18 protein-coding genes and 1 pseudogene are annotated in these 24145 nt (G+C 60.7%); 8 read left to right on the top strand and 11 right to left on the bottom strand.

From position 1 onward, the window contains the following. Window positions 1–36 precede the first annotated feature (36 nt). Entirely contained in the window at window positions 37–870 is an 834-nt protein-coding gene (locus AB4N48_RS13485; RefSeq protein WP_252883560.1) for an AraC family transcriptional regulator, read from the bottom strand. A gap of 163 nt (window positions 871–1033) precedes the next feature. Here AB4N48_RS13485 and AB4N48_RS13480 point away from each other — a divergent pair. Beyond that, a pseudogene (locus tag AB4N48_RS13480) lies at window positions 1034–1234 on the top strand (GFA family protein); the annotation flags it as partial. Window positions 1235–1969: 735 nt separating this feature from the next. Here AB4N48_RS13480 and AB4N48_RS13475 read toward each other — a convergent pair. After that, on the bottom strand, window positions 1970–2800 hold the full coding sequence (locus AB4N48_RS13475; RefSeq protein WP_460093624.1) for an alpha/beta fold hydrolase: 831 nt from the start codon (window positions 2798–2800) through the stop codon (window positions 1970–1972). A gap of 247 nt (window positions 2801–3047) precedes the next feature. Between AB4N48_RS13475 and AB4N48_RS13470 the strand changes: the two genes are divergently transcribed. The 4 genes from AB4N48_RS13470 to AB4N48_RS13455 are packed head-to-tail and all read left to right on the top strand — an operon-like array spanning window position 3048 to window position 7285. Then, on the top strand, window positions 3048–3503 hold the full coding sequence (locus AB4N48_RS13470; protein WP_041478642.1) for a (2Fe-2S)-binding protein: 456 nt from the start codon (window positions 3048–3050) through the stop codon (window positions 3501–3503). 22 nt (window positions 3504–3525) lie between these two features. Further along, window positions 3526–5688, top strand: coding sequence for a xanthine dehydrogenase family protein molybdopterin-binding subunit (locus tag AB4N48_RS13465; RefSeq protein WP_460093623.1), 2163 nt, complete (start codon window positions 3526–3528; stop codon window positions 5686–5688). A gap of 1 nt (window position 5689) precedes the next feature. Beyond that, window positions 5690–6268, top strand: coding sequence for a hypothetical protein (locus tag AB4N48_RS13460; protein ID WP_016774149.1), 579 nt, complete (start codon window positions 5690–5692; stop codon window positions 6266–6268). 54 nt (window positions 6269–6322) lie between these two features. After that, a complete protein-coding gene (locus AB4N48_RS13455) occupies window positions 6323–7285 on the top strand; it encodes a sensor domain-containing diguanylate cyclase (protein WP_460093621.1) in 963 nt (320 codons plus the stop codon). 268 nt (window positions 7286–7553) lie between these two features. Here AB4N48_RS13455 and AB4N48_RS13450 read toward each other — a convergent pair whose 3' ends face one another. From AB4N48_RS13450 to gloB, 9 genes are all read right to left on the bottom strand, one after another. Continuing rightward, window positions 7554–10721: a hypothetical protein gene (locus AB4N48_RS13450; protein ID WP_460093619.1), complete on the bottom strand. Its 3168-nt coding sequence runs from the start codon at window positions 10719–10721 to the stop codon at window positions 7554–7556. Window positions 10722–10826: 105 nt separating this feature from the next. Then, entirely contained in the window at window positions 10827–11621 is a 795-nt protein-coding gene (gene fabI, locus AB4N48_RS13445; RefSeq protein WP_003202751.1) for an enoyl-ACP reductase FabI, read from the bottom strand. Window positions 11622–11640: 19 nt separating this feature from the next. Then, window positions 11641–13251, bottom strand: coding sequence for an ABC transporter ATP-binding protein (locus tag AB4N48_RS13440; RefSeq protein ID WP_460093618.1), 1611 nt, complete (start codon window positions 13249–13251; stop codon window positions 11641–11643). 1 nt (window position 13252) lies between these two features. Beyond that, window positions 13253–14272: an ABC transporter permease gene (locus tag AB4N48_RS13435; RefSeq protein ID WP_460093617.1), complete on the bottom strand. Its 1020-nt coding sequence runs from the start codon at window positions 14270–14272 to the stop codon at window positions 13253–13255. Window position 14273: 1 nt separating this feature from the next. Continuing rightward, window positions 14274–15347 (bottom strand): microcin C ABC transporter permease YejB, encoded by a 1074-nt coding sequence (locus tag AB4N48_RS13430; RefSeq protein WP_016774154.1) that lies wholly within the window; start codon window positions 15345–15347, stop codon window positions 14274–14276. Window positions 15348–15351: 4 nt separating this feature from the next. After that, the gene (locus tag AB4N48_RS13425; RefSeq protein ID WP_056784665.1) at window positions 15352–17193 is read right to left on the bottom strand and encodes an extracellular solute-binding protein; all 1842 of its coding nucleotides are present in this window, start codon (window positions 17191–17193) and stop codon (window positions 15352–15354) included. Further along, entirely contained in the window at window positions 17190–19022 is a 1833-nt protein-coding gene (locus AB4N48_RS13420) for an extracellular solute-binding protein (RefSeq protein ID WP_310215735.1), read from the bottom strand. Before AB4N48_RS13420 ends, AB4N48_RS13425 begins: the two co-directional genes overlap by 4 nt. Before the next feature lie 325 nt (window positions 19023–19347). Beyond that, on the bottom strand, window positions 19348–20811 hold the full coding sequence (locus AB4N48_RS13415) for a transglycosylase SLT domain-containing protein (RefSeq protein WP_041480626.1): 1464 nt from the start codon (window positions 20809–20811) through the stop codon (window positions 19348–19350). Window positions 20812–20910: 99 nt separating this feature from the next. After that, the gene (gene gloB, locus AB4N48_RS13410) at window positions 20911–21678 is read right to left on the bottom strand and encodes a hydroxyacylglutathione hydrolase (protein WP_305382666.1); all 768 of its coding nucleotides are present in this window, start codon (window positions 21676–21678) and stop codon (window positions 20911–20913) included. Between the two features lie 66 nt (window positions 21679–21744). Here gloB and AB4N48_RS13405 point away from each other — a divergent pair, with 66 nt between their 5' ends. From AB4N48_RS13405 to dnaQ, 3 genes are all read left to right on the top strand, one after another. After that, complete coding sequence (locus AB4N48_RS13405) at window positions 21745–22503, top strand: class I SAM-dependent methyltransferase (RefSeq protein ID WP_041480625.1); 759 nt, start codon at window positions 21745–21747, stop codon at window positions 22501–22503. Window positions 22504–22593: 90 nt separating this feature from the next. After that, a complete protein-coding gene (rnhA, locus tag AB4N48_RS13400) occupies window positions 22594–23064 on the top strand; it encodes a ribonuclease HI (RefSeq protein WP_460093616.1) in 471 nt (156 codons plus the stop codon). Between the two features lie 214 nt (window positions 23065–23278). Continuing rightward, a complete protein-coding gene (gene dnaQ / locus AB4N48_RS13395) occupies window positions 23279–24037 on the top strand; it encodes a DNA polymerase III subunit epsilon (protein ID WP_041480624.1) in 759 nt (252 codons plus the stop codon). Window positions 24038–24145 lie beyond the last annotated feature (108 nt).

The following is a 24145-nucleotide window of genomic DNA, read 5'->3' as shown; positions in this document are numbered from 1 at the left end:
ACGAGTGCAGGGGTTTGCATGTACGGGAGATAAAAGTCAGCCGCGATACTGCCCCGGCGTTGCCGCCAGATGTTGTTTGAACGCTCGCTGAAAATGCGCCTGATCGGCAAACCCGGCCTGGAGCGCGACATCGGCAATCAACTGGCCGCTGCGCAAGCGCTCGCGGGCGAACTGGATGCGCTGGTTGACCAGGAAGGCATGGGGCGTCATCCCGTAACGCTGCTTGAACGCGCGAATCAAGTACGACGGCGACAGCTGCGCCGCCGCGCAAATTGCCTCGAGGCTGAGCACTTCTGTGCAATGTCCACGGATGAAATCAGCGGCGCGTTCCAGCTTGAAATTCGGCTCATCGACGGGCTCATCTGCCGGATTGAGGCGGACCTGCAAATCACTGAAAAACTCTACCGCCGCGCTGTGTTTCGCCAGCGCCTCCATTTGGTCGTCGAGCAAAACCTCATACAACCCCATCAATTTGCCGAACAGCTCGGCATCAGCCAGATGCGTGTCGGAAAATCGCCGGAATTCCAGCTCCCCGGCAAACCCCAATTGATGCTGCAAATCCGTCAGCCACGGCGTTTCGACATACAACATCACGTACGACCACGGCTGATCATCGATCGGATTGCAGGCGTGTACATCGCCGGGATTCATCAGCACCACGGTGCCTGCTGCCACTTCATACTGCGCCTGCTCATGCACATAGGTACTGCGCCCGGCGGTGATTGCGCCGATGGAAAAGTGCGCATGGGAATGCCGCGCATAACAGACTTCACGCCCATCCGCGATCGCCCGCGCTTCGATGAAGGGCAGGGCGTCGTCGCGCCAGAAGCGCGGGGCTTTCTCGGGGTTTTTCGCAGCGGCGTGTTTCATCGTGATTGTCCCGGCAGGTCAGCGCCTGAGTGTATTAGCTCTGGCCGTCGAATGCCCGTTGCAGTGCGGCGACATCAAGTTCTTTCATCTGAAACATCGCCTGCATTGCAGCGCCGACTGTTATAGGCTCTGGGGGGCGTGACACCAGGGGCGCGATGGAGATTTCTGCCCGCGCTGTGGCTCGTAAGTGTTCAACCGCAGTGTTGATGAGGTCGAGGTGAACCTCGGCGCGCTGGATGCGCCGGATCAGTTGAAGCCGACCTATGAGAGCTGGATTGTGCGGCGTGAATCGTGGCTGCCGGATTTTCCGCTGGCCAGGCATTACCGTGGTGATCGTGAAGGCGAAGGGCGGGCAGAGGGGTAGGGGATTGATTCAGCCTTCAGCACGCTTGCGATTTCTGTGGGGGCGAGTCTGCTCGCGAAGGCTTTTTGTCAGGCGGTGGTTTTTTTTGAGTGGGTACATATCCATTGCTGCGGTAACGGCTGCTTAGGGTTCCGCCCTTACGGCGGGTCACTTTTTCCAAACGCCGAAAAAGTAACCAAAAAGGCTTGCTCCTGCGTTCGGCCCTCGCAGGCTCGGGTTCCTTCGCTGCGGGATCGATCCGGGCGCAGCGGCTCCGGTTTGCTTCGCTGCACCTCCTTCCGCTGTGTCTGGCTGCGCCAGACGGTCGCTGCGCTCCCACGCCCGGATCAATCCCTCCGCTCAGCCTTCCGACGTCGCCGGTGGATCAAGATCAAAAGCAGGCGAGCTGACACTCGGCCTAAGGCGAACGCGGAGACTGTAGGAGCTGCCGAAGGCTGCGATCTTTTGCTCTTGCTCTTGCTCTTGTAGGAGTGAGCCTGCTCGCGATAGCTATCTCAAAGATACGAATGAACAGCGGACCTGCCCTGATCCCTGTGGGAGCTGGCTTGCCAGCGATGGCGGCCTTCCAGCCGACCAGTCTCTGACGGATATACCCAATCCCAACTGTGGGAGCGAGCCTGCTCGCGAAAGCGGAGTGTCATTCGCAGATAATTGGACTGGAGAGACGCCTCGCGGGCAAGCCCGCTCCCACAGGGGATCAGTGTTTGCCAATTGCAGTAAGCCTGATTGAGGCGGTTAACCGCGAATAAACGCCAACAAATCAGCATTGATGGTTTCAGCCTGCGTCGTCGGCATGCCATGCGGAAATCCCGGGTACGACTTAAGTGTGCCGTTGGGCAGCAGTTTCGCCGATAACGGTGCGGAGTTGGCGTAAGGTACGATCTGGTCATCCTCGCCGTGCATCACCAACACCGGCACGGTGACTTTTTTCAGGTCTTCGGTGAAGTCAGTCTGCGAGAACGCGACGATGCCGTCGTAATGCGCCTTGGCCCCGCCGATCATGCCCTGGCGCCACCAGTTGGCGATGATTCCTTCCGCCGGCTCGGCGCCAGGGCGGTTGTAGCCGTAGAAAGGTCCACTCGGCACATCGCGATAGAACTGCGCGCGATTCGCCGCCAACTGCGCCTGAAAGCCATCGAACACCGATTTCGGCAAACCGCCCGGGTTGCTTTCGGTCTGCACCATCAGCGGTGGTACGGCGCTTATCAATACCGCTTTGCTGACCTTGTCCTGACCATGTCGGGCGATGTAATGGATCACTTCGCCGCCGCCGGTGGAATGGCCGACGTGGACAACGTCGCGCGTACCCAGATGATTGACCACTGCCAGCACATCGTCGGCGTAGTGATCCATGTCGTGGCCGTCCCAGACCTGGCTGGAGCGGCCATGCCCGCGTCGATCATGAGCAATCACCCGAAAGCCCTGTGCCAGGAAAAACAGCATTTGCGCATCCCAGTCATCCGAGCTGAGCGGCCAGCCGTGGTGGAAGTGGATCACCGGCGCGTCGCGCGGCCCCCAGTCCTTGTAGAAGATGTCGACGCCGTCTCGAGTGGTGACAAAGCCCATATTCGTTACTCCTGACCTGTGATGGACAACCGCGAGGTTCGCGGGCCGGTTGCGCAGAGATACGACGACTCAGTGCGAGCCGTTATCAACTGTAGGAGCAATGCCGGGGTCTGCATGACCGCTGGTCACAACGTGTGGCTTGCTGCGCAATTTAGGCTTTGCTGAAAGGGATAAGCGCGGGCGTCCGTAGGTTTTTGCGACCACAGCGACGCCCCTTTGCAATACGTGAGTCTGAGGAAATCACCCGATGCTGACCCTGAATATCAATGGCAAGGACCAAGAGCTCGATGTCCCCGCTGACATGCCGCTGCTCTGGGTTCTGCGCGATATCGCGCACCTGACCGGGACCAAGTTCGGTTGCGGCATGGCCCAGTGCGGCGCCTGCACCGTGCACGTCGACGGCGCGCCATTACGCTCCTGCATTACCCCGGCGACTGCCGTCGCCCATGGGCAGAAAATCCTCACCATTGAGGGCTTGTCCACCGATGGCTCGCACCCGGTGCAGCAGGCCTGGGCCGAGCTGGACGTGGTGCAGTGCGGTTATTGCCAGTCCGGGCAGATCATGTCCGCCGCCGCATTGCTGGCGAAAATTCCCAAGCCCACCGACAGCGATATCGATCAGGCGCTCTCCGGCAATATCTGCCGCTGCGGCACCTATCCGCGCATTCGCGCTGCGGTCAAACGCGCCGCCGAAATCGGCTGAGTCATTCTCTGGGAGAGGAACGATGAACAGTCCTGTATCGCGTCGCGGGTTTCTCAAGGGCAGCGCACTGTTAAGCGGCGGCCTGATGGTGGCGTTTGTGGTGCCCGGGGCCAACCGCTTTGCCCGGGCGGCAGAAAATCAGAACAAGACCTTCGCGCCCAACGCGTTCCTGCGCATCGCGGCGGACAACAGCGTCACCGTGCTGCTCGGTCATTCGGAAATGGGCCAGGGCATCTGGACCGGCCTGACCATGCTGATCGCCGAAGAACTGGACGCCGACTGGTCGAAAATCCGCGTCGAGCACTCGCCAGCCTCGGCGGCGGATTACGGCTTGCCGGCATTTGGCGGCATGCAGATCACCGGAGGTTCGACTTCGACCTGGATGGAGTTTGACCGCTATCGACTCGCCGGGGCGACGGCGCGGCAGGTGCTCGTGGAAGCGGCGGCGAAACGCTTCGACGTCGCCCCGTCGACAATTCGCACTGAGTCCGGCGTGGTCATCGCCGGGGACAAACGCGCGACCTACGGCGAACTGGCCGATGCCGCCGGGCAACTGCCGGTGCCGGACCCGAAAACCATCACTTTCAAGGAAGCCAAGGACTGGAAAGTCATCGGCAAACCGACCAAGCGCCTCGATACCCCGGAGAAGATCACCGGCCGCGCAAAGTTCGGCATGGACGTGCAGTTTGAAGGCCTGATGACCGCGATGGTCGCCCGCGCGCCGGTGTTTGGCGCCACTGTGAAATCCTTCGAAGGCGCCGCAGCGCTGGCCATTCCAGGCGTACACAAAGTTGTGCAGGTGCCCAGCGGCGTGGCGGTGGTGGCCGAGCATTTCTGGGCGGCGAAGCTGGGCCGTGATGCGCTGAAGGTCGATTGGGACCTGGGGCCGTTGGCCGACATGAGCAGTGAAAAGCTGCTGGAGAGTTTCCGCAAACTGGCAGCGACGCCGGGCACCTCGGCCACGCAGGCTGGAGATGCCAAGGCCAATTTCGGCAAAGCCGCGAAGAAAATAGAGGTCGAATACAGCGTGCCGTATCTGGCCCACGCGCCGATGGAACCGCTCAATTGCACGGTGAAAATCAGCGCTGGCAAATGCGAAATCTGGACTGGCACGCAGTTTCAGACCCTCGACCAAATGGTCGCCAGCAAGATCACCGGGCTCAAGCCCGAGCAGGTCGAAATTCACACGGAATTTCTCGGCGGTGGCTTCGGTCGCCGCGCCAATCCGACTTCGGACTTCGTCGCCGAAGCGGTGCAAGTGGCGAAAGCGGCGGACCTGCCGGTGAAAACCGTGTGGGCGCGCGAAGATGACATTCGCGGCGGCTACTACCGCTCGATGTATTTGCACAAGGCGCAGGTCGGGCTGGGTGCTGATGGTTTGCCGATGAGCTGGCAGCATGTGCTGGTCGGCCAGTCGATCATGGCCGGGACGATGCTCGAGGCAGCGATGGTCAAGAACGGCATCGATGCCACCTCGGTCGAGGGCGTGGCCGACAGTCCGTACATCAAGGATCTGCCTCATCATCAGGTCGACCTGCATTCGCCGCAGACCGGCATCAATGTGTTGTGGCTGCGTTCGGTGGGCCACACCCACACGGGTTTTGTCATGGAATCGCTGATCGATGAACTGGCGACGGCGGCGGGCAAGGATCCGGTGGAGTACCGACGAACGCTGCTCAAAGCGCACCCGCGCCATCTCGGCGTGCTCAATCTGGCGGTGGAGAAGGCCAACTGGGGCGCGCCGTTGCCGGACGGGCATGCTCTGGGCGTGGCGGTACACGAGTCGTTCGGCAGCTACGTGGCGCAGGTCGCCGAGGTGTCGCAGGACAATCTGGCAATACGTGTACATCGGGTGGTCTGCGCAGTGGATTGCGGCATTGCGGTGAATCCGCAGAGCATCGCCGCGCAGATGGAATCGTGCATCACTTTCGGCCTCGGCATGGCCCTGCACAGCAAGCTCACCGTCAAGGATGGCGGCGTCGTGCAGTCCAACTATCACGATTATCAAGTGCTGCGGCTCAACGAAATGCCGGTGGTGGAAGTGCACATCGTCCCCAGCAGCGAAAAACCCGGCGGCATCGGCGAGCCCGGCGTGCCACCGACCGCGCCGGCGGTGGCCAACGCAGTGTTCGCCTTGACCGGGCAGCGTCTGCGCGAACTGCCACTGCAATTGTCGGGGGTGTGAGATGAAACGACATCTTGTGTTGGGCACCGTCGTGTTGCTCGGTCTTGGTGGCTATGCCTCGGACCTGTTTGCCGAGGATCAGGAAGCGTTGAAGGCCTTCGGCACGGTGCAGAAAGTGTTCCAGAGCCCGCGCTGCCAGAACTGCCACATTCCCGGCGATTCGCCGTTGCAGTTCGACGCTGGCATCCCTCACGCGATGAATGTAGTGCGCGGCATGGATGGCAAGGGCGCCGCCGGTTTGCCCTGCGCCACCTGTCACGCTGAAAGCAATCCGCCGGCCAGTTATGGCCCCCATGCGCCGCCGGGTGCGCCGCACTGGAGCCTGCCGCCAGCGGCACACAAAATGGCCTGGATCGGCCTGCCCTCGGACAAGCTCTGCGCGATGATCAAGGACCGCGCGAGCAACGGCGATCGGGATTTTGCCGCACTGTTAAAACACGTCAGCGAAGACAAACTGGTGCTCTGGGGCTGGAATCCCGGGGCAGGGCGCGCACCGGTGCCGGTGCCGCACGATATTTTCGTCGCGCAGTTCAAGCTCTGGGCCGATGCCGGCGGGCCTTGTCCGGTGGCGCAAATGTGATGCCCCGACAATTAAGCGCTACGCTGAACGCATGACTGTCTACGGAGTGTGCGCATGCTGGTGCCCGGAAAACCTGCCAATGAAGCTGCACGAATCGACGCCTTGCACGGCCTCAACCTCGACTCGGCGCCGGAGGAGCGCTTTGATCGTCTGACACGCCTGGCCAAGCGCCTGTTCAACGTGCCGATCGCCTTGGTCACGCTGGTCGACAAGGATCGCCAGTGGTTCAAGTCCTGTGTGGGTCTGGATGTCAGCGAGACGTCCCGCGATGTCTCGTTCTGCGGCCATGCGATTTTGCAAAACGAGCTGATGCTGGTGCCCGATGCGCTGGAAGATTTGCGCTTTCATGACAACCCGTTGGTCACCGGCGCACCGAATATTCGCTTTTACGCCGGTTATCCGCTGACCGTACCGGACGGTAACAAAATGGGCACCTTGTGCCTGATCGATACCAAACCCCGCCATCTCGACGACGAAGAGCGAGCCTTGTTGCGCGACCTCGCGGAGATGGCCGAGCAAGAGCTGACGGCGGTGCAGATGGCAAGCATGGATGAACTGACGCTGCTGTCCAATCGCCGTGGTTTCAAGCAACTGGCCCAGCATGCGCTGGATGCCTGCGCACGTTTGAACCGACCGGCGACGCTGTTGTTTTTCGATCTCAACGACTTCAAGCAGATCAACGATCTGTACGGGCATGCCGAAGGTGACAGTGCGCTGAAGACCTTCGCCGATGTGTTGCGCATTGCCTTTCGCGAGAGCGATGTGGTCGGGCGCTTGGGTGGTGATGAGTTCGTCGCGTTGCTGACCGGCTCGAGCCACGTTGAAACCACGCGGATCATGGCGCGGCTCAAGGAAATCCTCGAAGAGCGCAACGCCACGCTGCACCGTGGTTACGCGATTCGCTTCAGCGTCGGCCAGATCGAATACGACCCCACACGCCACGAAACCGTTGATCGCCTGCTCGCCGATGCGGATGGCGCAATGTATGCGCACAAGCAAGTTCTGAAAGGCTGTTAGTAACGGCCCCATCGCTGGCGAGCCGGCTCCCACAGAGTCCAGTGACGTTAATGAGGTGTGAGTTCACCTTGAATTCCTGTGGGAGCGGGCTTGCCCGCGATGGCGGTGGGTCAGGCAATTTGATGCTGGCTGATGGAATGTCTTTGCGAGCAGGCTCGCTCCCACAGGTCTCGATGGCGCGGAGGATTTTTTCAGTTCAGCACCATCTATGTGGGAGCGAGCCTGCTCGCGAAGGCGTCAGTCGATCTATCGCCGGATTCGCCAGTGCTCAGCGCTTGGGCGGGCTCAGCTTCTGGTAAAACGCCAGCCATTTCTCGTCACTGGCAGCGGCATCCTCGAGTTCGGGCACGCGCAATGCGTCTTGCAAGGCTTGCGCTTTGAAAGCATCGAACAGATGCCTGACGGCAGTGCTGGCGATGGCGTTGACTGTGTTGGAGGCGAAGGTATCGGGCACGGCGGCGCGCTCCTGTTGCGCCAGGGGGGCGCCCTGAATATCGAGGCGAGTAATGAACGCGTTACAAGTGGCATTCAAGCGAGGCTGGGAGCCGTGCCTGTAGGCTTCGGCGTCGACGGGCAGCGATTTCGCCGCATCATTTGCCCCCGATGGTTTGAGTAATGCAAGGTCGATATCGCGACGCAGCACCACTTCATTCCTGCCAGTGAAAATCTCGAAGACTCTGGCTGGACTCCCACTCAGCAGCGCCAAGATGCCGAATGGCGCAGTGCTGGCGTCAGCCAGCTTGTCCGTGGCTGCCGATACTGGCCGCAGGGCGAGCAGTTCCAGCTCGTGATCTTCGATGTCGATTCGCTGCGCGAACGGCAAGCGACAGAACGCTTCCTTGAGAAATGCGATATGTGCGTCCTTCATTTGCCTCAGGCGTGCGCTCAGTGCCGCATGGAAGTAGGTCGCCACATTGTGCAGTCTGGGCAACGAGGCAAGCATGGGGGCCAGTTGCAACTGTGCATTGCTCGATTGCCATCCTTGCAGGTCACCTGTCAGCTTGCCGGCGACATGCAGTTCGCTCAGCGAATAGTGCGCTGCAGAGGTCTGCGTGTTGGAGTCGGGAGCAAACAGCGCCTTCTCCGTGAGGTAGGGGGAATCGCTGAACACCTTGCGCAGATCGGCCAGGGCAACCGTGACGGGAGTGGGCGGTGCCGAAAGGAACGCCCGCCGATAAAGATCGTTCAACAGGCGATTGTGGTTGCGGAACAGGACATCGGCCTGCTTCAGCGTCGTGGCGTCATAAACAGTCACCGGAAATTCGGCGTTGCGCTGGATCAGCCCTCTGGCAACCGCCCAGTCAACGACCAGTGAGGCACAGGAATCCTCGCGCAGGAATTTGTAGAAGTGCGTGGGGGCCGGGCCTTTGGTCAGTTGGCTCAGTTGCTCATAGCTCATCAGGCGTGCCACACCCGGCATTTGGCTTTCGATATACAGCACGACCTGCTTCAGCCTGACCCAACGCGAACAGCTCATGTAACAGAGTGATGGCGGAATATGCCGGGTCAGAAACTCCGGCGCTATACCGGACAACAACAGATGGGTGGCCAACGTCTTGTTTTTGACCGATGCAAGAGCGGGCTGCCGATCAATGAAGCGGCGTACCTCGTCATAGCTGTCGCCCCAGAAATCACGCCCCTCCAGACGTTGCACGACAATACGGTTCAAATCCTCACCCGCGTTCGGCTCCAGGCTGAGAATCAATGCAGCGAGCAACAGGCGATCGCGGTTGGTGGCCAGCAGGCGTTTCTCCTGCGCCGGAGCGCCCAGAGTCTTCACCAGCAGATTGCCCAGCGTTTGCGCGCGCGGTGTGATCAGAATACGGCTGATCAGGTAGTCGGCTTTTGCCTGGAGCGTTTTGAGCGGCAGATCGGTATCGACACCCTCACTGAGGTAGTCGATCAACGGCGGCGAGTCTACGGGTAAAAACGCCTGTGTGGTGTCGATGATGCTCTGACGCTGTTGCGCCGTGAACCGCTCGGTTTGTGTCCACGGCTGGCCCAGCAGATACCAGTGATTCATATGTCCGGGACGGGTGTGCAGATTGATCCTGAACCATTTCACCAGCGCGAGGGCTTGCTCGACAGTGTTCGGCAAAAGCAGATTGTAGAAGCGCAGCATTTGCCCAAGGGTGACTTTACCGCTTGAGCGCAGGGCGCCGCCGGCTTTGCTTGCCTTGGCCTTGAGCTGGTCGCGAAAGAGTTTCAGATCAGCCTGTTTTTCCACCTGCGCCGTCAGGGTGACCCAGCCTTTTACGCTGGCAGTACCGACATGACCGGATTCGGTGACGAGCAATTGACTGTCGGCGGGCAGTCCGTGCTGCTGCAGGATGGCTTGAAAATCCTCATCGGCGCTGAGTGTCTGCAATTGACGCTGGCCATACTTCATCCGTCCCGCCAGCGCGGAATCCGGATGGGGCTCGCTGATTTCCTCGTAATCGATCTTGGCCTTGGGCGCTTTGTTCCAGCTCAGCGCTTCAAGGCGTCGCACGATGTGCCGGTTATCTTCCAGAGCGCCAAATTCTTCACGATAACTGCGGATGGGGTCGTTGCTTTGCACGTAATCGCTGACGTAGGGCAGCGCCGGCCAGCTTTGCTGGCGCAGGCGTTGCGCAAGTGCCTTGGCTTCGCGGGCATCTTGCGGCAACGCAAACTCATAGCGGCCCAGAAGCTCGCCCAGTTTGAGGCGCGGCCCTCTGGCGGGTGCAGAAACAGAGGCCGAAGTGAGGGTTACCGGCGTGTCGAGAAAGCCTCGCTGCTCGAAAGGGTCGCTCGCGAGCAACACTTCATCGATTCGATCGGCGATCGCCCGAAAGTCTTCCAGTTGCGCGTTGCGTTCCTTCACTAGCGCCGACGTGCTCTGGCCGTTTTCATCGATGGCCGCCAGCCCGGTTTTCTTCAGCTCGGCGAGGATGACTCGGGCCTGAATCTGGTTTTGCGGTTCCGGGTAACCGTAGAACGCCAGCACCACTTGCCGTGGAAAGCGATACAGCGGATTGGCGGATTTACCGCCGATGTAGGGCAGGCCCAGCCCCGCAGGATCGATACGCTGGGAAATCGACAGCAGCATCGGCGCCATCTGCCACCAGCCCGAATCATCTTCCAGCGTGAACGTGCGGACATCGCTGGAGCCGTTCGAGGGTGATTGCGCTTGCAGGGTATCGCCCTTGATCTGCAAGGTGTCCAGATCGATGTTAAAGCCACTGGCCCAATCGAGAAATTCAGGGCGTTCGAGGGCGCTCCAGTAAAGCTCCATCCATTCGCGCAGCCGGCATGCACGGGGAACCTCCAGCGTGCGCGCCGGTGTGGCGGCGCTGACCACCGGTACGGCGGTCAATTCTGCGATGAGATTGTGAATCAGCGTCTGTTCGTGTACCGGTGTGTCGTCCATCTGCGCCTCCCTGGCGGCTGATAAGCATCGAGCGCCGAGTATCAAAGGCAGGGCAGGGTGGTTGGCGGTACATATGTAGTTGGGCGAGCTTTTCTGCAGGCATAAAAAAACCCGCCGGATCCGGCGGGTTTTTTAACGGCTACAGGAAGATCACTCTTCGATGTTGCCCATCGCGGTGGTGTTGAAGCCGCCGTCGACGTACATGATTTCACCGCTGATGCCCGACGCCAGGTCGGAGCACAGGAAGGCGCCGGCGTTGCCGACCTCTTCGATGGTGACGTTGCGGCGCAGCGGAGTCTGCGCTTCGTTGGCAGCCAGCATCTTGCGGAAGTTCTTGATGCCGGAAGCAGCCAGGGTGCGGATCGGGCCAGCCGATACGCAGTTGACGCGGGTGCCGTCCGGACCGAGGGAACCGGCCAGGTAACGGACGCCGGCTTCCAGCGAGGCTTTGGCCATGCCCATCACGTTGTAGTTCGGCATGGTGCGCTCGGCGCCCAGGTACGACAGGGTCAGCAGGCTGCCGTTGCGGCCTTTCATCATTTCGCGACCGGCCTTGGCCAGGGCCACGAAGCTGTAGGCGCTGATGTCGTGAGCGATGCGGAAGCCTTCACGGGTGGTGGCTTCGGTGAAGTCGCCGTCCAGTTGGTCGCCCGGGGCGAACCCGACGGAGTGCACGATGCAGTCCAGACCGTCCCACTTCTTGCTCAGCTCTTCGAAGACCTTGGCGATTTCTTCATCGCTGGCCACGTCGCACGGGAAGCACAGCTCAGGGCTCGAACCCCAGCCTTGTGCGAACTCTTCGACGCGACCCTTGAGTTTGTCGTTCTGATAAGTGAAGGCAAGCTCAGCGCCCTCGCGATGCATGGCGGCAGCGATGCCGGATGCGATGGACAGCTTGCTGGCGACACCGACGATCAGTACGCGCTTACCGGCGAGAAAACCCATGTGTTGCTCCTCTTTCAGGTTATTGCGCAGTGGCTGGTGCCAGAAAAGCGGCCTCCAGCAACTGCTGTGTATACGGATGTTGGGGGGCGGCAAAGATACTTTGCGCGTCTCCCTGTTCGACCACTTGGCCATGCTTGACCACCATCAGCTGGTGGCTCAGCGCTTTGACGACAGCCAGGTCATGGCTGATGAACAAATACGTCAGGTTGTACTTGGCTTGCAGTGAACGCAACAGCTCCACCACTTGCCGCTGCACCGTCCGGTCGAGCGCCGAAGTCGGCTCGTCCAGCAGGATCAGCGCCGGTTTCAGCACCAAGGCCCGGGCAATGGCGATTCGCTGCCGTTGCCCACCGGAAAATTCGTGGGGGTAGCGGTGCCGGGTTTCCGGATCCAGACCTACCTCCTTCAATGCCGCAATGATCGCCGCTTCCTGTTCGGCTGCGGTGCCCATTCTGTGTATCCGCAGGCCTTCGCCAACGATGTCGTTGACGCACATGCGCGGGCTCAGGCTGCCGAACGGGTCCTGAAACACCACCTGCATCTCCCGCCGCAGCGGCCGAATCTCGTTCTGCGTCAGGCAGTCTAGCTGCTTGCCTTCAAAGCGGATCGTGCCTTTGCTGCCGATCAGCCGCAAAATCGCCAGACCGAGGGTGGATTTGCCGGAACCGCTTTCGCCGACGATCCCCAGAGTCTGCCCCTGAGGCAGGCTGAAATTGATGCCGTCCACTGCCTTGACGTAATCCACCGTGCGTTTGAGCAGGCCTTTCTTGATCGGGAACCAGACTTTCAGGTCCTCGACTTCGAGCAGCGGCGCGCCGATTTCATTGCTCGCCGGGCCGCCGCTGGGCTCCGCGCCGAGCAATTCCCGAGTGTACGGATGCTGCGGCGAACGGAACAGCTCTGCGCACGATGCCTGTTCGACGATGCAACCGCGCTGCATGACACATACGCGATGCGCAATTCTTCGCACCAGGTTCAAATCGTGACTGATCAGTAGCAGCGACATGCCCAATCGAGCCTGAAGATCCTTGAGCAAATCGAGAATTTTCAGCTGAACGGTCACGTCCAGCGCGGTGGTCGGTTCGTCGGCGATCAGTAATTCCGGCTCGTTGGCCAGGGCCATGGCGATCATCACCCGCTGCCGCTGGCCGCCGGACAATTCATGGGGCAGCGCCTTGAGCCGCTTGTGCGGCTCGGGAATGCCGACCATTTCCAGCAGCTCCAGCGTGCGTTTGGTCGCCACTTTGCCACTCAGGCCCTTGTGGATGCCGAGCACTTCGTTGATCTGCTTCTCAATCGAATGCAGCGGATTGAGCGAGGTCATCGGCTCCTGAAAGATCATGGCGATGCGGTTGCCGCGAATGTGACGGATGGTTTTTTCGCTCAGGCCCAGCAGGTTTTGCCCGGCATAGTTGATGCTGCCGGCCGGATGGCGGGCCATCGGGTAGGGCAGCAGGCGCAGGATTGAGTGCGCGGTCACCGATTTGCCCGAGCCGGATTCGCCGACCAGCGCGAGGGTTTCGCCGCGCTTGATGTCGAAACTCACGCCTTCGACGACCCGGTGCACGCGCTCGCCGAAACCGAACTCGACGGCGAGGTCACGCACTTCGATCAGATTGTCCTGATTCATTTCACTTCCTCGGGTCGAAGGCATCGCGAGCGGACTCGCCGATAAACACCAGCAAACTCAACATCAAGGCGAGCACGGCGAAGGCACTCATGCCCAGCCACGGCGCTTGCAGGTTGGATTTGCCCTGGGCGACCAGTTCACCCAGCGATGGACTGCCGGCCGGCAAGCCGAAACCGAGGAAGTCCAAAGCGGTGAGGGTGCCGATGGCGCCGGTGAGGATGAATGGCATAAAGGTCATGGTCGAGACCATGGCGTTGGGCAGGATGTGGCGGAACATGATCGCGCCGTTCTGCATGCCCAGCGCGCGGGCGGCGCGCACGTATTCCAAATTGCGGCCACGGAGGAACTCGGCGCGCACCACATCGACCAGGCTCATCCACGAGAACAGCAGCATGATGCCCAGCAACCACCAGAAATTCGGCTGGACGAAACTGGCAAGGATGATCAGCAGATACAGCACCGGCAGCCCCGACCAGATTTCGAGAAAACGCTGCCCGGCGAGATCGACCCAGCCGCCATAAAAGCCCTGTAGAGCCCCGGCAATCACGCCGATGATCGAACTCAGCACGGTCAGCGTCAGCGCAAACAACACGGAAATGCGGAAACCGTAGATCACCCGCGCCAACACGTCGCGGCCCTGATCGTCGGTGCCCAGCAGGTTGTCCGCCGAGGGCGGCGCCGGGGCCGGGACTTTCAGGTCGTAGTTGATGCTCTGGTAGCTGTAGGGGATCGGTGCCCACAGAATCCACGCGTCCTTGGCCTTCAGCAGCTCACGGATGTACGGACTCTTGTAGTTGGCTTCCAGCGGGAATTCGCCGCCGAACGCGGTTTCCGGATAGCGCTTGATCGCCGGGAAATACCAGTTGTTGTCGTAATGCACGACCAGCGGCTTGTCGTTGGCAATCAGCTCGGCGCCCAGACTGAGGCCGAACAGGATCAGAAACAGCCACAGCGACCACCAGCCACGCTTGTTGGCCTTGAACAGTTCGGAGCGTCGGCGGTTGAGAGGGGACAGGTTCATCTCAATGCTCCCGGCTGGCGAAGTCGATGCGCGGATCGACAAAGGTGTAGGTCAGATCGCCGATCAGTTTCACCACCAGCCCGAGCAGGGTGAAGATGAACAGGGTGCCGAACACCACCGGGTAATCGCGATTGATCGCCGCTTCGAAACTCATCAGGCCGAGGCCGTCGAGGGAGAAAATCACTTCCACCAGCAACGAACCGGTGAAGAAGATACCGATGAATGCCGACGGAAAACCGGCAATCACCAGCAGCATGGCGTTGCGGAACACGTGGCCGTAGAGCACGCGATGGCGGGTCAGGCCCTTGGCCTTGGCGGTGACCACATACTGCTTGTTGATTTCGTCGAGAAAGCTGTTCTTGGTCAACAGGGTCATGGTCGCGAAGTTGCCGATCACCAGTGCGGTGACCGGCAATGCCAGGTGCCAGAAGTAATCGAGGATCTTGCCGCCCAGGCTCAGCTCATCGAAGTTGTTCGAAGTCAGCCCGCGCAGGGGGAACCAGTCCAGATAGCTGCCGCCGGCAAACACCACGATCAGCAGGATCGCAAACAGGAACGCCGGGATCGCATAGCCGACGATGATCGCCGAACTGGTCCAGACATCGAAGTGGCTGCCGTGCCGCGTGGCCTTGGCGATGCCCAGCGGGATCGACACCAGGTACATGATCAGCGTGCTCCACAGCCCCAGCGAGATCGACACCGGCATCTTTTCCTTGATCAGGTCGATGACCTTGGCGTCGCGGAAGAAACTGTCGCCGAAATCCAGCTGCGCGTAGTTCTTGACCATGATCCACAGGCGTTCCGGGGCCGATTTGTCGAACCCGTACATGTGCTCGATTTCCTTGATCAGCGCCGGGTCCAGCCCCTGCGCGCCACGGTAGGACGAGCCGGCCACCGCCACTTCGGCACCGCCGCCGGCAATCCGGCTGGTGGCGCCTTCGAAACCTTCGAGCTTGGCGATCATCTGCTCGACCGGCCCGCCGGGCGCGGCCTGGATGATCACGAAGTTGATCAGCAGAATGCCGAACAGGGTCGGGATGATCAGCAGCAGTCGCCGAAAGATATACGCCAGCATCTGATTACTCCGTGCCCGCAGGGTCGGCTTGCAGTTGGGTTTCGACTTCTACGGCAGGCTTGGCGTCAGGCTTGACCCACCAGGTATTGATGCCGATGTCGTACTTGGGCGAGGTTTTCGGGTGGCCTATATGATTCCAGTAAGCCACGCGCCAGCTCTTGATGTGCCAGTTCGGCACCACGTAGTAGCCCCATTGCAGCACCCGGTCCAAGGCGCGAGCGTGGGCGACCAGACTTTTGCGCGAGTCGGCGTTGATCAGGCTTTCCACCAGTTGGTCAACGGTCGGGTCTTTGAGCCCCATGCTGTTGCGGCTGCTCGGTTTGTCGGCGGCGGCGCTCATCCAGTACTCGCGCTGCTCGTTACCCGGCGAATTGGACTGGGGAAAGCTGCCGACCATCATGTCGAAATCCCGCGAGCGCACGCGGTTGATGTACTGCGAGACGTCGACGCGGCGGATCACCAGATCGATACCGAGGTCGCTGAGGTTGCGCTTGAACGGCAGCAGCACCCGTTCGAACTCGGTCTGGGCGAGGAGGAATTCGATCACCACCGGTTTGCCAGTGGCGTCGACCATTTTGTCATCGACGATTTTCCAGCCGGCCTCTTGCAGCAGTTGATACGCCTCACGCTGCTGGGTGCGGATCATGCCGCTGGCGTCGGTCTTGGGATTTTCGAAGGCTTCGCTGAACACCTGGGCCGGCAGTTTGCTGCGAAACGGTTCGAGGATCGTCCGTTGCTCGGCGTCGGGCAGGCCGGTGGCGGCCATTTCCGAGTTCTCGAAGTAACTGCGGGTGCGCACGTAGGCGCCGTTGAACAATTGCTTGTTGGTCCATTCGAAGTCGAACAGCAGCCCCAGCGCCTGACGCACGCGCACATCCTGGAACACCGGGCGGCGCAGGTTGAAGACGAAGCCCTGCATGCCGGTCGGGTTGCTGTTGGGGATCAGCTCCTTGATCAAACGCCCCTCGGTGACCGCCGGAACGTTATAGGCGCTGGCCCAGTTCTTCGCGGTCATCTCCAGCCAGTAATCGAACTGCCCGGCCTTCAGCGCTTCGAGGGCGACGGTGTTGTCGCGGTAATAGTCGGTGGTCATCGTGTCGAAGTTGTAGAAGCCACGGTTGACCGGCAAGTCCTTGCCCCAGTAATCCTTGACCCGCTCGTAACGTACCGACCGGCCGGCCTTCACTTGGGTGACCTTGTACGGGCCGCTGCCCAGCGGGATTTCCAGATTGCCCTTGTTGAAGTCGCGACTGGCCCACCAGTGTTTCGGCAGGACCGGCAACTGGCCGAGGATCAGCGGCAGCTCGCGGTTGTTGCTGTGCTTGAACTTGAACAAGACTTTCAACGGGTCTTCGGCGATGGCTTCGGCGACGTCGTTGTAGTAGCCGCGAAACATCGGCGAGCCTTCCTTGGTCAACGTCTCGAAGCTGAACACCACGTCTTCGGCGCGCACCGGGTGGCCGTCGTGGAAGCGTGCTTCCGGGCGCAGGTAGAAACGCACCCAACTGTTGTCGTCGGCTTTCTCGATCTTGCTGGCAATCAGGCCGTATTCGGTGAACGGCTCGTCGAGGCTGTGTTTGGTCAGGGTGTCGTAGATCTGGCCGATGTCATCGGCGGGCACGCCTTTGTTGATGAACGGGTTGAGGCTGTCGAAGCCACCGAAGCCGGCCTGACGGAATACGCCGCCCTTGGGCGCATCAGGGTTCACGTAGTCGAAATGCTTGAAATCGGCCGGGTATTTCGGCGGCTCGTTGTACAGGGTCACGGCGTGTTGCGGGGCGGCCCAGGCCAGCCCGGCGAACAGCAAGCCGCCGGCCTGCACGAGCAGGGTGCGAACAGCGTTCATCGATCTTTCTCCGAAGACTTCAGCCACCATGCGCTCAGGCCCAGGGTGTAGGGCGGCGTGGTGACAAAGGCCAACCGGTTGCGGTAGGCCAGACGGTGATAATTGAGGTACCAGTTGGGAATGCTGTAGTGCTGCCAGAGCAGCACGCGGTCGAGCGCCTTGCCGGCGGCCACCTGCTCGTCGCGAGTGCGGGCGGCGAGCAATTGTTCGAGCAGGTGATCGACCACCGGATTGGCGATGCCCGCGTAATTCTTGCTGCCCTTGACGTTCACCTGGCTGGAGTGGAAGTACTGCCACTGCTCAAGGCCCGGGCTCAGGGTCTGGCCGAGGGTCATCGAGATCATGTCGAAATCGAATTGATCGAGGCGCTGTTTGTATTGCGCACGATCAACGGTGCGCAGGCGCGCGTCGATGCCGATGCTGTTGAGGTTTTCGATGTACGGCTGATAGAGCCGCTCCAGGCTCGGGTTGACCAGCAGCAGTTCGAAACGCAGCGGTTGGCCGTCTTTGTCTTGCAGGCGCTGGCCGTGGAGCTTCCAACCGGCCTCGGCGAGCAGGGCGAGGGCTTTGCGCATAGTCTCGCGCGGAATGCCACGGCCGTCGGTTTTCGGCAGGGTGAACGGCTCGGTAAACAGCCTGGCCGGCAGTTGCTCCTTGTAGGGTTTGAGCATCAGCCATTCATGGCCGACCGGCAGGCCGGACGCAGTGAATTCGCTGTTGGGGTAGTAGCTGCTGGTGCGTTTATAGGCATCGCTGAACAGCGCGCGGTTGGTCCATTCGAAGTCGAACATCAGGCCCAACGCTTCGCGCGTCCTGACATCGGCGAAGGTTGCGCGGCGGCTGTTCATGAACAGGCCCTGAGTCTGGGTCGGGATCTGATGCGGGATCTGCACCTTGATCACTTCGCCACGACGTACAGCAGGGAAGTTGTAACCGTTGACCCAGTTCTTCGCCTGATGCTCGATGTAGATGTCGAACTCACCGGCCTTGAATGCTTCGAAGGCCACATCGCTGTCGCGGTAGAACTCGACGTCCATGCGATCGAAATTGTACTTGCCGCGATTGACCGGCAGATCCTTGCCCCAGTAATCCTTGACCCGCTCGAAAATCAGCTGCCGACCCGGCGTGACCGACGTGATGCGGTACGGCCCGCTTCCCAGCGGTGGTTCGAAGGTGGTGGCTTTGAAGTCGCGGTCTTTCCAGTAATGCTGCGGCAGCACCGGCAACTCGCCCAGGCGCAGGATCAGCAGCGGATTGCCCGAGCGCTTGAACACGAAACGAATGCGCTGTTTGTTGAGGATGTCGACCCGTAGCACTTCCTGCAAGGCCGTGCGATACAGCGGATGACCGTCCTTGAGCAGCGTTCGATAGGAGAACGCCACGTCGTAGGCGGTGATCGGCGCGCCGTCGTGAAAGCGTGCTTCGGGGCGCAAATTGAAGACGACCCAGCTGCGATCTTCGCTGTACTCCACCGATTGTGCGATCAAACCGTAGCTCGACGCCGGCTCGTCTCCGGACGGCGAATACTGTCCGGTACCGACCATCAGCGGCTCGTTGAGCTCGTTGATGCCGTACTGGAGAAAATTGGCGGTGGTAACCGGGCTGGTGCCCTTGAAGGTGTACGGATTGACCGTATCGAAGGTGCCGAACGCCATCACCCGCAACGTACCGCCTTTGGGCGCTTGCGGGTTGACCCAGTCGAAGTGGGTAAATCTGGCCGGGTACTTGAGCGTGCCGAACTGCGCATAACCATGACTTTCGGTAATCGTCGCGCTTGCGGGTGAGCTCAAGGCCAGGCTGATCAGGAGCAGGGAGAGGGCACGCTTCAAGTCAGATCCGATCCAGCGGCTTGGGCTTTGTGGGCCGTACAGTAACAGCTTGTCTGGACAGGAAAAAGATGCGGGTTAATGCCGGGTTAATCGTTTGCGCGAAGAGCCCCTCACCCTAACCCTCTCCCGGAGGGAGAGGGGACTGATCGTGGTGGCTGGGCGAATTGCACCGACGTGCGATACCGAGTCGAAGTCAGTTTCTGAAAAGCCCCCGATCGGCTCCATTTCCCCCTCTCCCCCCTGGGGGAGAGGGCTGGGATGGATCTAAAGCACACCACAAAAACTTCATCCAAAAAAAGCCCCTGAAATATCAGAGGCTCTTCAATCAGTGCGGCTGATAAACCGTAAGCATCTGCCCCGGCTTCAACGCCTTGCCCGCACCCGGGTTCCAACGCTTGAGATGTTGCATCTCGACGTTGAACCGCTTGGCCACCACATACAGGGTGTCGCCGCGCTTGACCTTGTACTGGGTCTGCTGCTTGCTCTCGTCCTTGCCTTTGGTCTTGGTATTCGCCGCGACCACGGTGTTGACCCGGCCGGACTTGCGCGCCGGTGCACGCTTGGTGTTGTCCTGCATGACCAGGGTCTGGCCGACCTTGAGATTCTTGCCGGTCAGCTTGTTCCAGCGCTGCAGATCCTTGACTTCGACCTTGTTGGCCTTGGCGATGGAGCCGAGGTTGTCGCCACGCTTGACCCGATAGGCGCGCTTGAGCTGCGCCACTTCCGACGGATCGGCGCCTTCGAACACCGGTTTCAGCGAGCGTGGGCTGATCAGTTCGTCCGGGCGCATGGTCTGCAGACTGGCAGTCAGCAGTTGTGCCTTGGACGTCGGCACCAGCAAATGCTGCGGACCGTCGATGGTGGTGCGCTGTTTGAACGCGGGGTTGAGCTGGAACAGTTCGTCTTCATCGATGTTCGCCACCGCAGCGACCTTGGACAGGTCCATGCGCTGGTTGATTTCGACGACCTGGAAGTACGGTTCGTTGGCGATCGGATTGAGGTTGACGCCATAGGCTTCCGGCGCCAGCACCACTTGCGACAGCGCCAGCAACTTCGGCACATAGGCCTGGGTTTCCGCCGGCAGCGGCAGGTTCCAGTAGTCAGTGGGCAGGCCAAGCTTTTCGTTGCGCTCGATCGCCCGGCTGACCGTGCCTTCACCGGCGTTGTAGGCCGCCAGAGCCAGCAGCCAGTCGCCGTTGAACATGTCGTGCAGGCGGGTCAGATAATCCATCGCGGCCGTGGTCGAGGCGGTAATGTCGCGACGACCGTCGTAGAAGCGGGTCTGGCGCAGGTTGAAGTAGCGCCCGGTGGACGGAATGAATTGCCACAGGCCCACCGCATCGGCGCGGGAATAGGCCATCGGGTTGTAGGCGCTCTCGATCACCGGCAGCAGGGCCAGTTCCAGCGGCATGTTGCGCTCTTCGAGGCGTTCGACAATGTAATGAATGTAGAGACTGCCGCGTTCGCCGGCATTCTCGAGAAAAGAGGGGTTACTGGCGAACCACAGGCGCTGTTGCTCAATGCGCGGATTGACGCCAAGGCCTTCCTGCAACTGGAAGCCCTGACGCATGCGTTCCCAGATGTCCTGGGGCGCCACTGGAGTGGGCTTCTCGGTCAGCCAGATCGGCTTCTGCTTGGCTCGCGCAGCAATGTTCGGCGTATGCGTCGCTTCAGTCTGCGGAGCGTGGCTGGAGCAACCCGCCAGCGTGGCGGACACAGCCACCGCGATGGCTTGTGCCAGGCGGGTCAAAGCATCTGAATTGACGGACTTACGTATGGATGACGACATTGGCTGGAAGTAAGTTCCGGGCAAAAATGTCGGGCGATTCTAGAAAGCGCACCCCCTGCGGTCAACCATTGAGAATTTTTGTCCCGGCCGGCGCGCTTGTCAGAACTTGTCTTTCCATGCCCGCAGAGCCGCAAATACCTCGCTCGGCTCCCGGTTTTGAGCGCCTTCCCGTTCGTCCACTTTTTGTGTAACCAATGTTTCAGAAGTGCGTAAAAACGGATTGGTCAGCTTTTCCAGGGCCAAAGTCGACGGCAATGTCATCACGCCGTTCTGCCGTTGCTGCGTGACCTTTTCCAGACGGGCGGCGACTTCCGGGTTGCCCGGCTCGACGGCGGCGGCAAATTTCAGATTGCTCAAGGTGTATTCATGGGTGCAGTAGACCAGCGTATCTTCCGGCAGGGCCGCAAGACGGCTGAGCGAGCGGTACATCTGCTCGGGTGTGCCTTCGAACAGCCGGCCGCAACCGGCGGCGAACAGGGTGTCGCCGCAGAACAGCAGACCATGGTGGTAATAGGCGATGTGCCCCAGGGTGTGACCGGGTACCGCATAGACGTCGAAGTCCCAGCCGAGCACGCTGACGCTGTCGTTGTCCTTGAGCGCTACGTCGCGCGCCGGGATGCTTTCGCTGGCCGGGCCGTAGACCTTGGCGCCGGTCGCGGCTTTCAGGCGCTCGACGCCGCCGACATGGTCATGGTGATGGTGAGTGATCAGAATATCGCTGAGCACCCAGCCCGGATGCGCGTCAAGCCACGCCTGCACCGGGGTGGCGTCGCCCGGATCGACCACCGCGCAGCGCTGGGTCTGATGATCCTGTAACAACCAGATGTAGTTGTCGGTGAACGCGGGCAGGGCACTGATCTGTATCATCGTCGGAATTCGCCAAGCAGAAAACATTGGCGCATCTTAGTAGTTCCTGGCGCGTTGGAGAATGACATGACCGATAAAGCGTTCGCTCAGGCCGATCCCGACTGGCTGGCATTGATCAGCGCCGCCCGCGAATGGCTGTCGGGGCCGCTCGGGCAATTTCTGCTGGATGAAGAGCGGCGCATGCTCGATGACGAGCTCGGCCGCTTCTTCGGCGGTTATCTGGTGCATTACGGGCCGTCCGCCGAAACCCCGCCGGCCGCGCCGCAAGTGCAGCGCAACGTGCGTCTCGGCGCACCGTTGCCCGGAGTCGAGATCGTTTGCGAAGAGCAGGCCTGGCCGTTGAGCGAGCACGCCGCCGACGTGGTGGTGATGCAGCATGGCCTGGATTTCTGCCTGTCGCCCCACGGTTTGCTGCGTGAAGCAGCGAGCAGCGTGCGCCCCGGCGGGCATCTGCTGATCATCGGCATCAACCCCTGGAGCACTTGGGGGCTGCGGCATTTCTTCGCCAATGATGCCCTGCGCAAGGCGCGCTGCATCTCGCCGTCGCGGGTCGCCGACTGGCTCAATCTGCTGGGCTTCGCGCTGGAGAAACGCCGCTTCGGGTGCTATCGTCCGCCGCTCGCATCACCCAAGTGGCAGAACCGTCTGGCCGGCTGGGAACGCAAGGCCGGTGACTGGCAATTGTCCGGCGGCGGCTTCTATCTGCTGGTGGCGCGCAAGATCGTGGTGGGGCTCAGGCCGTTGCGCCAGGAACGCCGCGAGCCGATGGGCAAGCTGATTCCGCTGCCGATGGCCAAGGTCAACCGCCGCCGCATCGAACCGTAAATCTTCTTTTATTTGTGGCCGGGCTTGTCCCGGTCGCGGTCATTGTCGATCCGTGATTGGCAGGACAGGCATTTTTCTGGAAAGACTGGCATGAGCGAAAGCGTGGAAAGCGTCGACACCGTAGAACTGTTCACCGACGGCGCCTGCAAGGGCAACCCCGGCCCCGGCGGCTGGGGCGCGCTGCTGGTGTGCAAGGGCGTCGAAAAGGAACTGTGGGGCGGCGAGGCCAACACCACCAACAATCGCATGGAGCTGCTCGGCGCGATTCGTGGCCTCGAAGCGCTCAAGCGCCCCTGCGAAGTGCTGCTGGTCACCGACTCGCAATACGTGATGAAAGGCATCAACGAGTGGATGGCCAACTGGAAGAAGCGCGGCTGGAAAACGGCTGCGAAAGAGCCGGTGAAGAATGCCGATCTGTGGAAAGAGCTGGACGAGCAGGTCAACCGCCACAGAGTCACCTGGAAATGGGTGCGCGGGCACATTGGCCATCACGGTAACGAGCGGGCTGACCAACTGGCCAATCGTGGCGTTGACGAAGTGCGTGGTTACAAGCAGAGCTGATTTCGCTTATAAACCGTGGCGCTGCCATTCGCGAGCAGGCTCGCTCCCACATTGGAATGCATTCCCCTGTAGGAGCTGCCGAAGGCTGCGATCTTTTGATCTTGTTGCAGGAAAAATCAAAAGATCGCAGCCTTCGGCAGCTCCTACAGGGTTCGAGTCCAGCGTGTTAACATCCGCGCTTTTGCACGATTGACCCGTTGAGAGCTGAGCACTGATGGCCACCAGATCCGTTGTACTCGATACCGAAACCACCGGCATGCCGGTGACCGATGGTCACCGGATCATTGAAATCGGTTGCGTCGAACTGATCGGTCGGCGCCTGACGGGCCGGCATTTCCACGTTTATCTGCAACCGGATCGCGAGAGCGACGAAGGCGCGATCGGTGTGCATGGCATTACCAACGAATTCCTCGTCGGCAAGCCGCGCTTTGCCGAAGTTGCCGATGAGTTCTTCGAGTTCATCCAGGGCGCGCAGCTGATCATCCACAACGCGGCGTTCGACGTTGGCTTCATCAACAACGAATTTGCCTTGATGGGCCAGCACGATCGCGCCGATATCACCCAGCATTGCACCATCCTCGATACCCTGATGATGGCCCGGGAACGTCACCCGGGGCAGCGCAACAGCCTCGATGCGTTGTGCAAACGTTACGGCGTCGACAACTCCGGCCGTGAACTGCACGGCGCCTTGCTCGACTCGGAGATTCTCGCCGACGTCTACCTGACCATGACCGGCGGCCAGACCAGCCTGTCGCTGGCTGGCAACGCGTCTGACGGCAATGGCACGGGCGAGGGCGCCGACAACTCGGCTACCGAAATCCGCCGCCTGCCGGTCGATCGCCAGCCAGCACGCATCATCCGGGCGACCGAAGAAGAACTGGCGGCGCATCTGGTGCGGCTGGAAATCATCGCCAAATCGGCGGGAGCGCCGGCGTTGTGGACGCAGATTGCCGAGGCTGATGCGCAGGTCTGAAAAATCAAAAGATCAGAAGATCAAAAGATCGCAGCCTTCGGCAGCTCCTTGTATCTCGACTAACGCTCCGTCAGGAGCGATAGTTCTCGACTGATCATCGAGGGAGGG

This window comes from Pseudomonas sp. S2_C11, assembly GCF_054668395.1.
This window is presented reverse-complemented; position numbering and strand designations above follow the sequence as displayed.